The sequence below is a fragment of the Klebsiella sp. JN_Kp126 genome, from assembly GCF_033843325.1.
Lineage (GTDB): Bacteria > Pseudomonadota > Gammaproteobacteria > Enterobacterales > Enterobacteriaceae > Klebsiella > Klebsiella michiganensis.
On record NZ_JAWXQV010000042.1, the window covers coordinates 111,072 to 123,725 of the forward strand.

The 12,654-nt window shown below is 55.2% G+C and carries 13 protein-coding genes; 8 read left to right on the plus strand and 5 right to left on the minus strand.

The window, feature by feature from the left end:
• From cysB to acnA, 3 genes are all read left to right on the plus strand, one after another.
• Entirely contained in the window at positions 1-975 is a 975-nt protein-coding gene (cysB, locus tag SIK97_RS03440) for an HTH-type transcriptional regulator CysB (protein WP_004121248.1), read from the plus strand.
• 245 nt (positions 976-1,220) lie between these two features.
• Positions 1,221-1,388 (plus strand): YmiA family putative membrane protein, encoded by a 168-nt coding sequence (locus tag SIK97_RS03445; RefSeq protein ID WP_004121247.1) that lies wholly within the window; start codon positions 1,221-1,223, stop codon positions 1,386-1,388.
• 395 nt (positions 1,389-1,783) lie between these two features.
• A complete protein-coding gene (gene acnA / locus SIK97_RS03450; RefSeq protein WP_025106987.1) occupies positions 1,784-4,456 on the plus strand; it encodes an aconitate hydratase AcnA in 2,673 nt (890 codons plus the stop codon).
• A gap of 57 nt (positions 4,457-4,513) precedes the next feature.
• On the opposite strand, the gene ribA is transcribed toward acnA, so the two are convergent.
• Complete coding sequence (gene ribA, locus SIK97_RS03455; protein ID WP_004121245.1) at positions 4,514-5,104, minus strand: GTP cyclohydrolase II; 591 nt, start codon at positions 5,102-5,104, stop codon at positions 4,514-4,516.
• A 162-nt stretch (positions 5,105-5,266) separates the two neighbouring features.
• Here ribA and pgpB point away from each other — a divergent pair, with 162 nt between their 5' ends.
• From pgpB to yciH, 5 genes are all read left to right on the plus strand, one after another.
• Positions 5,267-6,034: a phosphatidylglycerophosphatase B gene (gene pgpB / locus SIK97_RS03460; RefSeq protein WP_004850159.1), complete on the plus strand. Its 768-nt coding sequence runs from the start codon at positions 5,267-5,269 to the stop codon at positions 6,032-6,034.
• Between the two features lie 135 nt (positions 6,035-6,169).
• Complete coding sequence (locus SIK97_RS03465; RefSeq protein WP_014229014.1) at positions 6,170-6,478, plus strand: LapA family protein; 309 nt, start codon at positions 6,170-6,172, stop codon at positions 6,476-6,478.
• A 6-nt stretch (positions 6,479-6,484) separates the two neighbouring features.
• Positions 6,485-7,654 carry a lipopolysaccharide assembly protein LapB gene (lapB, locus tag SIK97_RS03470; RefSeq protein ID WP_004850164.1) on the plus strand — a complete coding sequence of 390 codons (1,170 nt, stop codon included), beginning with the start codon at positions 6,485-6,487 and terminating at the stop codon, positions 7,652-7,654.
• 191 nt (positions 7,655-7,845) lie between these two features.
• Positions 7,846-8,583, plus strand: a complete 738-nt coding sequence (pyrF, locus tag SIK97_RS03475; protein WP_014229016.1) for an orotidine-5'-phosphate decarboxylase — start codon at positions 7,846-7,848, stop codon at positions 8,581-8,583.
• Positions 8,583-8,909 (plus strand): stress response translation initiation inhibitor YciH, encoded by a 327-nt coding sequence (gene yciH / locus SIK97_RS03480; RefSeq protein WP_014229017.1) that lies wholly within the window; start codon positions 8,583-8,585, stop codon positions 8,907-8,909. Before pyrF ends, yciH begins: the two co-directional genes overlap by 1 nt.
• A 97-nt stretch (positions 8,910-9,006) precedes the next feature.
• Here yciH and osmB read toward each other — a convergent pair whose 3' ends face one another.
• The 4 genes from osmB to SIK97_RS03500 all read right to left on the minus strand — a co-directional run bounded on the left by osmB (position 9,007) and on the right by SIK97_RS03500 (position 12,616).
• Positions 9,007-9,225, minus strand: coding sequence for an osmotically-inducible lipoprotein OsmB (gene osmB / locus SIK97_RS03485; RefSeq protein WP_004139496.1), 219 nt, complete (start codon positions 9,223-9,225; stop codon positions 9,007-9,009).
• A gap of 277 nt (positions 9,226-9,502) precedes the next feature.
• The gene (locus SIK97_RS03490) at positions 9,503-10,252 is read right to left on the minus strand and encodes a DNA-binding transcriptional regulator YciT (protein ID WP_014229018.1); all 750 of its coding nucleotides are present in this window, start codon (positions 10,250-10,252) and stop codon (positions 9,503-9,505) included.
• Positions 10,253-10,322: 70 nt separating this feature from the next.
• Positions 10,323-10,505 (minus strand): hypothetical protein, encoded by a 183-nt coding sequence (locus SIK97_RS03495; protein WP_004121231.1) that lies wholly within the window; start codon positions 10,503-10,505, stop codon positions 10,323-10,325.
• Between the two features lie 176 nt (positions 10,506-10,681).
• Positions 10,682-12,616, minus strand: coding sequence for an exoribonuclease II (locus SIK97_RS03500; RefSeq protein WP_032749434.1), 1,935 nt, complete (start codon positions 12,614-12,616; stop codon positions 10,682-10,684).
• Positions 12,617-12,654 lie beyond the last annotated feature (38 nt).

The following is a 12,654-nucleotide window of genomic DNA, read 5'->3' on the forward strand; positions in this document are numbered from 1 at the left end:
ATGAAACTACAGCAGCTCCGCTATATCGTTGAGGTTGTTAACCATAATCTGAACGTCTCCTCCACGGCCGAAGGCCTGTACACCTCACAGCCGGGCATCAGCAAGCAGGTTCGCATGCTGGAGGATGAGCTGGGAATTCAGATTTTCGCCCGCAGCGGCAAACATTTGACCCAGGTCACGCCCGCAGGCCAGGAGATCATACGCATCGCTCGCGAGGTCCTGTCGAAGGTCGATGCGATCAAATCGGTAGCGGGGGAGCATACCTGGCCTGATAAGGGGTCGCTGTACGTAGCAACTACCCACACCCAGGCCCGCTACGCGCTACCGGGCGTTATCAAAGGCTTTATCGAACGCTATCCCCGCGTCTCCTTGCACATGCATCAGGGGTCGCCAACGCAAATCGCCGAGGCGGTGTCGAAAGGCAATGCTGACTTCGCTATCGCGACCGAAGCGCTTCATCTTTATGATGATTTGGTGATGCTGCCGTGCTACCACTGGAACCGCTCCGTGGTCGTCACGCCAGAGCATCCGCTGGCGTCGCGAGAGTCGGTATCGATTGAGGAGCTGGCGCAGTATCCGCTGGTGACTTACACCTTCGGCTTCACCGGCCGCTCCGAGCTGGATACCGCCTTTAATCGCGCCGGCTTAACGCCGCGCATCGTTTTCACCGCCACCGACGCCGATGTGATTAAAACCTACGTGCGTCTGGGCCTTGGGGTAGGGGTAATTGCCAGTATGGCGGTGGATCCGGTTTCCGACCCGGACCTGGTGAAGCTGGACGCCAATGGTATTTTCAGCCACAGCACCACGAAAATAGGTTTCCGTCGCAGTACCTTCTTGCGAAGCTATATGTATGATTTTATTCAGCGATTTGCGCCGCATCTGACCCGGGATGTGGTCGATACCGCCGTTGCTTTGCGCTCAAATGAAGATATTGAAGCGATGTTCAAAGATATTAAATTACCGGAAAAATAACCACAGAAAAAATAATGGCATCCTCTCGGGGATGCCAAAGCCTATAATGGCCTGAAATGGAATATCTAAACCTCGTCTGAATCACAATTTTTGTTAACTCCTCGTACCACATTTGCAAATATACCTGCCGCGATCAAATTAATGATGAAAGATATCTGCTGAAAAGCGAATTCACTGGATTAATAGTCAATCCATAATTAAGATTTATCTGTGGTTAGTAATTCTTAGCGATTGGTGGTGAAAAAATGATTAGTGATATCGATTATATGAAGTTTGCGATGTCACAGGAACGTGACAAGACTGAGATAGATCCAGTTTTGAGAAGTAAGGCCTGGAGCGCCGTTATCCTTGGGCTTGCGATGTTCTGGAGCGTCATTGCTCTGGTTGTCTGCAACGTTTGGTTACTAAGCTAGAGCACCTTCCAGTCACAGCAGTTATGTCAGTTTTATGACAAGTGAATTATTGAGAATTATTTGTATCTGATAAAATAGCGGTAATAAGGAGGATATAATTTTTCCCTTTTTAGACTCGCTCGATAAATTTTCTCTATTGGACTAATCGCCAGAATAATGGCGATTAGTCTTTCTTTGTACTCGTGTACTAATACGACGCGCTCGCCGACGCAAACCTGACTTCTTCAATCCCTCTCAATATATCCGCCCTCATTATTCAAATTTCCTGTCTTAATGCGTTACGCCTATTTTAGCAATTTGGGTTGTTATCAAAATGTTACATCAAAGATGTGTTATCTTTAATAATGACCCTGAGGAGGATCAGGGGATGCTATCCCTAAGGTAAAGGAGGAGCTATGTCGTCAACCCTACGAGCAGCCAGTAAGGATACGCTCCAGGTTAAAGATAAAACCTGGCATTACTACAGCTTACCGCTGGCCGCTAAACAACTGGGCGATCTCTCGCGCTTGCCCAAATCGCTCAAAGTGCTACTGGAAAACCTGCTGCGCTGGCAGGACGGCGATTCCGTGACCGCCGAAGATATTCATGCCCTGGCCGGATGGCTGAAGCATGCCCATGCCGACAGGGAGATTGCCTACCGTCCGGCGCGCGTCCTGATGCAGGACTTTACCGGGGTTCCTGCCGTGGTGGACCTGGCGGCGATGCGCGAAGCGGTCAAACGCCTGGGCGGCGATACCGCCAAAGTGAACCCGCTTTCGCCCGTCGACCTGGTGATTGACCACTCGGTCACCGTAGACCGTTTTGGTGACGATGATGCTTTTGAAGAGAACGTCCGGCTTGAGATGGAGCGCAACCATGAGCGCTACGTCTTTTTGCGCTGGGGGCAGCAGGCATTCAGCCGATTCAGCGTAGTACCGCCGGGTACCGGTATTTGCCACCAGGTAAACCTCGAATACCTTGGCCGGGCGGTGTGGAGCGAACAGCAAAACGGCGAGTGGGTGGCTTTCCCCGACACCCTGGTCGGCACCGATTCCCATACCACGATGATTAACGGTTTAGGCGTTCTGGGCTGGGGCGTCGGCGGTATCGAAGCGGAAGCCGCCATGCTCGGTCAGCCGGTTTCCATGCTGATCCCGGACGTTGTTGGCTTCAAGCTGAGCGGCAAGCTGCGTGAAGGCATTACCGCGACGGACCTGGTCCTGACGGTCACCCAAATGCTGCGTAAACACGGCGTTGTGGGTAAGTTTGTTGAATTCTACGGCGATGGCCTCGATTCTCTGCCGCTGGCGGACCGCGCGACGATTGCCAATATGTCCCCGGAGTATGGCGCGACCTGCGGCTTTTTCCCGATCGATGCGGTAACGCTTGACTATATGCGCCTGACCGGCCGCAGCGAAGAGCAGGTGGCATTGGTAGAAGCCTATGCGAAAGCGCAGGGCATGTGGCGTCAGCCCGGAGATGAACCGGTATTCACCAGCACGCTGGCGCTGGATATGGGAACCGTTGAAGCCAGCCTGGCCGGGCCGAAACGCCCGCAGGACCGCGTAGCGCTCGGCGATGTGCCCCAGGCCTTTGCCGCCAGCACCGAGCTGGAAGTTAATCACGCGCAGAAAGATAAACGGCCAATTGACTACACGCTGAACGGACAGCAGTATTCGCTGCCTGACGGTGCGGTGGTGATTGCCGCCATTACCTCCTGTACTAACACGTCGAACCCCAGCGTCCTGATGGCCGCCGGCTTGCTGGCCAAAAAAGCCGTTGAGCGAGGGCTGAAGCCGCAGCCGTGGGTTAAAGCGTCGCTGGCTCCCGGGTCGAAGGTCGTTTCCGACTATCTGGCCCACGCAAAGCTGACGCCGTATCTTGATGAACTGGGCTTCAACCTGGTCGGCTATGGCTGTACCACCTGTATCGGTAACTCCGGACCGCTGCCGGACCCGATCGAGCGCGCAATCAAGCAGGGCGATCTGACCGTCGGGGCTGTGCTCTCCGGGAACCGCAACTTTGAAGGACGTATTCATCCGCTAGTAAAAACCAACTGGCTGGCGTCGCCGCCGCTGGTGGTCGCCTACGCCCTGGCGGGGAATATGAATCTCGATCTGACCCGTGAGCCGTTAGGGACGGGTAAAGATGGTCAGCCGGTATATCTGAAGGATATCTGGCCGAGCGGAATCGAAGTCGCGCAGGCGGTTGAGCAAGTCTCAACGGAGATGTTCCGTAAAGAGTACGCCGAAGTGTTTGAAGGGACAGCCGAGTGGAAGGCGATTAAAGTGGATCGCTCTGATACCTACGACTGGCAGGATGATTCCACCTACATTCGCCTGTCGCCGTTCTTTGATGAGATGGGCGTTGAGCCTAAACCGGTAGAGGATATTCACGGCGCGCGCATTCTGGCCATGTTGGGCGACTCGGTTACCACCGACCATATCTCCCCGGCGGGCAGCATTAAAGCCGATAGCCCCGCGGGCCGTTATCTGCAAAATCACGGCGTCGAACGCATTGATTTTAACTCCTACGGCTCCCGTCGCGGCAACCATGAGGTGATGATGCGCGGGACGTTTGCCAATATTCGTATTCGTAACGAAATGGTCCCCGGCGTGGAAGGGGGGATGACCCGTCATCTTCCGGATAGTCAACCTATCGCTATTTACGATGCCGCTATGCTCTACAAAGCGGAGGGCACGCCGCTGGCGGTGATCGCAGGCAAAGAGTACGGTTCCGGCTCCAGCCGCGACTGGGCGGCTAAAGGACCGCGTTTGCTCGGCGTCAGGGTGGTGATTGCCGAGTCTTTCGAGCGTATCCACCGCTCCAACCTGATTGGAATGGGGATTTTACCGCTGGAATTCCCGCAGGGGGTGACGCGTAAAACGCTGGGACTGAGCGGCGAGGAGCGGATAGATATCAGCAACCTGCAGGCTCTGCAGCCCGGTATGACGGTGCCGGTCACGCTGACGCGTGCGGATGGCCGGCAGGAAGTGATTGAATGCCGCTGCCGCATCGATACCGCGACTGAGCTGACCTACTATCAGAACGACGGTATTTTGCACTATGTGATCCGCAATATGCTGTAAACCCGCGTCTGATATAAAAAGGGCCAGCACAGGCTGGCCCTTCATTTTTCAACGGAATTACTTGCTCAGCAGGTGCCCCATTTTGGCAGCCTTAGTATCCAGATAGTGGGCATTTTTCGGGTTGCGTCCCACAATCAGCGGCACGCGTTCCACAATGTTAATTCCCGCTTCAGTCAGAATTTCGACCTTCTTCGGGTTGTTGGTCAACAGGCGTACCTGGTCGACGTTGAGCAGCTTAAACATATCTGCGCACAGCGTGAAGTCGCGTTCATCGGCGGCAAAGCCCAGCTGATGGTTGGCTTCCACGGTGTCATAGCCTTGATCCTGTAACGCGTAGGCGCGGATTTTGTTCAGCAGACCGATATTGCGCCCTTCCTGGCGGTGATACAGCAGAATGCCGCGCCCCTCTTCGGCAATATGCGACAACGCCGCTTCCAGTTGAAATCCGCAATCACAGCGCAGGCTAAAAAGGGCGTCGCCCGTTAAACACTCAGAGTGTACGCGAGCCAGCACCGGGGATTGCCCCGAAATATCGCCAAATACCAGCGCGACGTGATCCTGCCCGGTTGCCAGTTCTTCAAAACCCACCATGAGAAAATCGCCCCATGGGGTTGGCAGTTTGGCTTCTGCCACACGTTTAAGCTGCATGTGATTCTCCAGATTCTATCAGCACCTGACTGTGCTTCTGTTTGCCGCTATTTTGCCACAATGGCGCGACGTTCTCCTAATTGCGTCGGGTTAGCTGCGCGCAAAGCGCACAAACGAACTACTTTCCGTTATGATATTGAGGTTAATGAATAAGGAGACGAGATGCTGTTGATTGCCAGACGAACCGCCGTTGGCGCGGCCCTGTTATTAATCATGCCTGCAGCGATCTGGATTTCGGGCTGGAAATGGCATCCCGGGCTGTCGGCAGGGACGATGAAGCTGCTGTACTGGGTGACCGAAACGGTGACGCAGCCATGGGGCATCATTACGCACGTTATCTTATGCGCCTGGTTTCTGTGGTGCCTGCGTTTTCGTCTGCGAGCGGCGATAATGCTGTTTCTCATTCTGGCCGCAGCGATACTGGTTGGGCAGGGAATGAAGACGTGGATTAAAAGCCGCGTCCAGGAGCCTCGTCCCTTTGTCATCTGGCTGGAGCAGACGCAGCAGGTGCCGGTCACGCAATTCTACGCGTTGAAACGCAAAGAACGCGCTAAACTGGTGCATGAGCAGCTGGCGCAAGAGCAGCAAATCCCCGGATTTTTGCGCAAGCACTGGCAAAAAGAGACCGGCTTCGCTTTCCCATCTGGCCATACGATGTTCGCTGCCAGCTGGGCGCTGCTCGGCGTTGGTTTGCTGTGGCCGCGGCGTCGCTGGGTCACCCTGGCGCTGCTGCTAACGTGGGCGACGGCGGTGATGGGCAGCCGCCTGGCGCTGGGCATGCACTGGCCGCAGGATCTGATCGTCGCAACGCTGATTTCCTGGCTACTGGTGACCCTGGCGACCTGGCTTGCCCAGCGGTTCTGCGGCCCGCTATCGCCGCCGGGAGAAGAGGCGCAGGATATTAAAAAAAGGGCGGCAGCGCCGGAATAATGTTGATATTACCCCTGTCAGGCCGCATATCCTGTACTGGTGTCATGCATTTCCATTTCACCGCTGCGGCGAAAATGGTACTTTATAGGGCTGAACGCGGGATTTTTTCGCGCAACCCACAGAACGGGAAGTCATGTGAAATATTTTCTTATTTTCTTACTGGTGTTAGCCATCTTCGTCATTTCAGTGACGCTGGGCGCGCAGAATGACCAGGTGGTCACGTTCAACTATCTCCTCGCGCAGGGTGAGTTCCGTATTTCGACGCTGCTGGCCGTGCTTTTTGCTGCCGGTTTTGCTATCGGCTGGCTGATCTGCGGTCTTTTCTGGCTGCGCGTTCGCGTCTCTTTGGCGCGCGCTGAGCGTAAAATTAAGCGTCTGGAGCATCAGATCGCGCCAGCCAGCGCTACGCCTGCGGAAGCCGGTGTTCCTGCGGTGAAGGAATAATCATTTATGCTGGAGTTGTTGTTTCTGCTTTTGCCCGTTGCCGCAGCGTATGGCTGGTACATGGGGCGCAGAAGTGCACAACAGTCCAAACAGGACGATGCGAGCCGTCTGTCGCGTGACTACGTTACAGGGGTCAACTTCCTGCTGAGCAATCAGCAGGATAAAGCCGTCGATCTGTTCCTCGATATGCTGAAAGAGGATACCGGCACCGTCGAAGCCCATCTGACGCTGGGCAACCTGTTCCGCTCGCGTGGTGAAGTTGACCGCGCTATCCGCATCCACCAGAGCTTAATGGAAAGCGCCTCGCTGACTTACGACCAGCGCCTGCTGGCGGTTCAGCAGCTGGGGCGCGATTATATGGCCGCCGGGCTCTACGATCGGGCGGAGGGGATGTTCAAACAGCTGGTGGATGAAACGGATTTTCGCCTGAGCGCCCTGCAGCAGCTGCTGCAAATTTATCAGGCAACCAGCGACTGGCAGTCGGCGATAGAAGTGGCCGAGCGTCTGGTTAAGCTGGGGAAAGAGAAACATCGCGGCGAAATCGCCAATTTCTGGTGTGAACTGGCGCTGCAGCAAATGGCGGGCAACGATCTGGATAAGGCGATGGCGCTGCTGAAAAAAGGCGCGGCGGCGGATCGCAACAGCGCTCGCGTCTCCATCATGATGGGTCGGGTATGGATGGAGAAGGGCGACTATGCCAAGGCGGTAGAGAGCCTGGAGCGGGTGATTGAGCAGGATAAAGAGCTGGTGGGTGAAACCCTGGAGATGCTGCAAACCTGTTACCAGCAGTTAGGGAAAACCGACGAGTGGGAAGCATTTTTGCGCCGCTGCGCGGAGGAAAATACCGGCGCGACGGCCGATCTGATGCTGGCGCAGATCCTCGAACAGCGGGAAGGGGTTGACGCCGCGCAAAACTACGTGACTCGCCAGCTGGAGCGTCATCCGACGATGCGCGTTTTCCATAAGCTCATCGATTACCACATCAATGAAGCCGAAGAGGGGCGCGCGAAGGAGAGCCTGGGCGTGCTGCGCCACATGGTGGGCGAGCAGGTCCGCAGCAAGCCGCGCTACCGCTGCCAGAAATGCGGCTTTACCGCCCATACGCTGTACTGGCACTGTCCATCCTGCCGGTCGTGGTCAACCATTAAGCCCATTCGCGGACTCGACGGGCAGTAATTTTAAAAAAAGCCGCACTTTAGTTACAACATACTTATGAATTATTATGTCCGTCTCCTCCGGCTACGGCTATTAAGGCGTCCGGCAGGGAGGGAAATGCAGCCTGTTATTTTCGGCTTATCGCAGGTAGAATGCTGCCCGTTTACCTTTTTTGCGCCGAACCGGCGCTCATCAACAATTAAGGTCCGGTCATGACGTCTACTGCAACATCTTCTTCCCGCGTTGTCACATCCTCTCCCATCGTCGTTGCTCTCGATTATGATAACCGTGATAAAGCGCTGGCGTTTGTCGACCGTATCGACCCGCGCGACTGCCGGCTCAAGGTTGGTAAAGAGATGTTTACCCTGCTGGGGCCGCAGTTTGTTCGCGACCTGCACCAGCGCGGTTTTGAGATTTTCCTCGATCTAAAGTTTCACGATATCCCGAATACCACGGCGCGTGCGGTCGCCGCAGCGGCAGAGCTTGGCGTCTGGATGGTTAACGTTCATGCCTCCGGCGGCGCGCGTATGATGACCGCCGCACGTGAGGCCCTGCTGCCTTTCGGAAAAGATGCGCCGCTATTAATTGCGGTAACGGTGTTAACCAGCATGGAAGCCAGCGATCTGCAGGATCTGGGCATTACGCTATCTCCGGCGGACCACGCCGCGAAGCTGGCGGCGCTGACCCAGCGCTGCGGGCTGGATGGCGTTGTCTGTTCGGCGCAGGAGGCGGTTCGCTTTAAACAAGAGCTGGGCCAGGCGTTCAAGCTGGTGACGCCTGGCATTCGTCCGCAAGGTAGCGACGCGGGTGACCAGCGGCGCATTATGACGCCGGAACAGGCGCAGGCGGCGGGGGTAGATTACATGGTGATTGGTCGTCCGGTAACGCAGTCTGCCGATCCGGCCGCCACCCTGCGCGGTATCAACGCATCGTTGAATAAGGGGGTATGATGAGCGATTCCAACAGTCGTCTGGTTTATTCAACGGACAGCGGTCGTATTGATGAGCCCAAAGCGGTACAGGCGCGTCCGAAAGGGGACGGTATCGTACGTATCCAGCGCCAGACCAGCGGGCGCAAGGGGAAGGGCGTGTGTCTGATTAGCGGAATAGATGAAAGTGACGACGCGCTGGCTAAGCTGGCTGCCGAGCTGAAAAAGAAATGCGGCTGCGGCGGGGCGGTAAAAGATGGCGTGATTGAGATTCAGGGCGATAAGCGTGACTTGCTCAAATCGCTTCTGGAAGCCAAAGGCATGAAGGTTAAGCTGGCTGGCGGTTGATTAATAATAAGGCCACGATAAATATCGTGGCCTTTATTTTTGTGCTGGTGTACTGGTCAGCAAATATAAACTTTCATTTTATTGTTCGTGGTTAATATTATTTACCCACCTGGTGGCCGATAATCCCGCCGACTGCCGCGCCGCCGAGGGTACCCAAAGTGCTGCCGTCCGTTAATACCGCACCGCCCAGTGCACCGGCACCTGCGCCGATAGCGGTGTTACGGTCGCGTTTAGACCAGTTAGAACAAGCGCTCAGAGACATTGCAACAGTGACGGCCAGAACCACAGCGGCCATTTTTTTGTTCATTGAAGTCATCATTTTTTTTCTCCTGAATAATCTATTCATGGATACAACTTCCCTTAAGCATAGCTTGTTACGCCAGCCCGGGGGGTATTCCATGAAGCTTTAGTTGCGCAGGTGTTGCTCTATTCACGCAGGTGATAGTTACTTCCTGTTATATCGCTAACATTAATTCTACTTTCTATAAATTTTTCAGGCAGGTAAAAAGTCTGAATTCAGGTGTCAGAAAAGTCTCAGACCAGGGCGATGCCGGGGAGAGCCCGGCAAAGCGGCGGTAAGGCAGAAATAAGGATCAGGGATGGTTAACGATATCGACGGCTAAACCGCACTGGGTTAACTGGTTGCGCACGGCATCATTGAGATTATCATCGGTGATAATGCGGTTGAAGCGCCCTATCGGGCCGAGCGGATAGGGATGAACCACGTTGAATTTCGAGCTATCGCTGAGCACAATCGCTTCACAGCCCTTTTCAAGCACCGCGTTGACCACGTCAGCACGCATCATATCCCGTCCGGTAAATCCGGTTTCAGCCTGCCAGCCGTCAATGCCAATAAAGGCCTTGCTGAAGTGGACCTGCTGAATAAACTGGCGGGTTAGCGGACCCACCATACTTTCACTGCGCTTTTGATAGATCCCGCCCAGCAGGATGACTTCTCCGGGCGTCTCTTTCAGCAGATGCGCAATATAGCTGCTGACGGTGATGATAGTGATATCGCCGCGTTCGGCAAGCGTACGGGCGAGCAGGGCGTTGCAGCTCCCGTTTTCGATAAACACCGTTTCTCCGGACGAAACGAGCGTAGCGGCCCGCGCAGCCAGCTCTCGCTTAATGGCGAAGTTGGTCATCATGCGGGTTTCCACATCTTCACTATCCAGCGGAACGGCGAAGCCGTGGGTACGCCGCAGGTAGCTCTGTTTCTCGAGTGAATTCAGATCCTGGCGAATGGTGACTTCAGAGACACCGGTCATCTTCGCGAGATCGGCCACGCTCATACGGCCTTTATCGATGACCATTTGCAAAATACTTTGTTGTCGGGCGTTCATAGCAACTTCGCAGTTAAGGGCTATTTGGGCGCGATCGGCCCTGGATGGCCGATGGCGACGATGAAGATTATCAAATTTCCCACGGCGCTTTAGGCTGACCGGGTTTATTTTCCTGCTCGTCGCTGGAAAGCGCCTGCAGTTCAGCTTTCAGAATTTCCAGATTATGGATTGCGGAGTGATAATCCCCGGCAACCAGAATATCCAGCACGGTATCGATTCGTTGGGCGAGCAGGCGGGCATTCAGATCTGACATGGCGTTATCCTGGTTACAAATGTGAATAAAATCAATGATGCTAAAAACGGATGAAAAAGAGAAGCGAAAAAAACGCACAAACTAACTCATCTACAATGATTCGTGGGCAACGCGCAGAAAAACAACGGGAAGGGCTAAAATGCGGCTCCATATAAGGGAGCCGCACAGGTGAACTATCAGGCGGCTGGACGCGCAATCACGCTACGGGTTTCCATGCGCACTTCGGCAATCGTGACGTCGATAACATCCGTGACTTTGTAGACGACTTCGCCTTTGATCTGCACGGTGCCGTTTTCCTGGCTGCACACCAGTTCATCGCGCACGGCGTGAAGGAACGGCGCCGGGATAAAGGCAACCGCGCCGTTATCAACCAGACGCACGCGCATGCCGCCGCGGCTGACATCGATAATCTCAGCTGCAAACCGGGTAGTGGTGCCGGCCTGCGGATTCAGATAGCGGGCGTACAGCCAGTCTCCAACATCGCGCTCCGCCATGCGGTTGAGGCGACGGCGTTCAGCCATTTGGATCGCAACGTCATCCTGCGGACGGGAGATCGCTTCCCCTTTGATAATTGCTTTCAGCAGACGATGGTTAATCATATCGCCGTACTTACGGATCGGGGAAGTCCAGGTCGCATAGGCCTCAAGACCCAGGCCGAAGTGCGGGCCCGGCTCGGTGCTGATTTCCGCAAACGACTGGAAGCGACGAATACGGCTATCGAGGAAACCAGACGGCTGCGCGTCCAGCTCGCGACGCAGCTTGCAGAAGCCTTCCAGCGTCAGCACTTCCACCGGGTCAACGTGCACATCGTGAGTCTTCAGTAAGGCCGCGAGCTGCTCGGTGTTGGCCGGATCGAAACCGGTGTGGACGTTATAAACGCCGAAACCGAGTTTGTCGCGCAGCACGCGGGCGGCACAGATGTTGGCGGCAATCATTGACTCTTCAACGATGCGGTTGGCGATACGACGCGGTTCGGCGACGATATCCAGCACTTCGCCCTTGTCGCCAAGCACAAAGCGGTAATCCGGGCGGTCCTTGAATACCAGCGCGTGGTTTTTACGCCATTCGCTACGACGCAGGCAGGCCTCCTGCAGCAGCTTAATTTGCTGGGCGATAGTCTCGCTTCCCGGCTGCCAGCCACCGTTATTTTCCAGCCAGTCGGAAACATCATCGTAGGCCAGCTTCGCTTTCGACTCGATGGTCGCCGCGAAGAACTGAATATCATCTTCGATGGTGCCGTCATCCGCGAGGATCATGCGGCAGGCCAGAACCGGGCGAACCTCGTTGGGGCGCAGAGAGCAGAGGTCGTCCGAGAGCTCGCGCGGCAGCATCGGAATGTTGAAGCCCGGCAGATAGTTGGTAAAGGCGCGAATTTTCGCCGTGTTGTCCAGCTTGCTGCCTTCGGCAATCCACGCGGTCGGATCGGCGATAGCGACGGTCAGATGCAGCTTGCCGTCAGCGGTTTGCTCAACGTACAGCGCATCGTCCATATCTTCGGTGCTGGCGCTGTCGATGGTCACGAAAGCCAGGGCCGTTAAATCACGGCGTTCCAGACCTTCATCAAGCATCTCGGTCGCCACGCCGTCCGGCGCTTCTTTTTCCAGATTATGACGCGCCAGGGTGACCCACCATGGAACGAAATGATCGTCGCCGTAGGTAATGTACTGGGTGAGCTCAGCGTAGAAACCGCGGTCGCCTTTCAGCGGATGACGGCGCATTTCGGCAACGGCCCAGTCACCCTCTTTAAAATCATGCTCTACGCCGCGCGCGGCGCGGCAAGGAATGGCATCTTTCAGCAGCGGATGGTCAGGAACGATGGAAAGACGATCGTCTTTCTTATGAACTTTGCCGACAAAACGCGTCAGGAACGGCTCAACCAGTTCTTCAGGCTCAGCGCTTTCGCGTTCCTTTTCAGTATTGACCACGGCGATAATACGATCGCCATGCATCACTTTTTTCATTTGCGGCGGCGGAATGAAATAGCTTTTCTGCGAGTCGACTTCGAGGAAGCCAAATCCTTTTTCCGTCCCCTTAACGACCCCTTCAACGCGCGGAGTCTGGGAATGCAGTTGCTGTTTAAGCTGCGCTAGCAGCGGGTTGTCCTGAAACATAATTTCGTATTTTCGTGGCTAAAAGAGCGGCTGACATT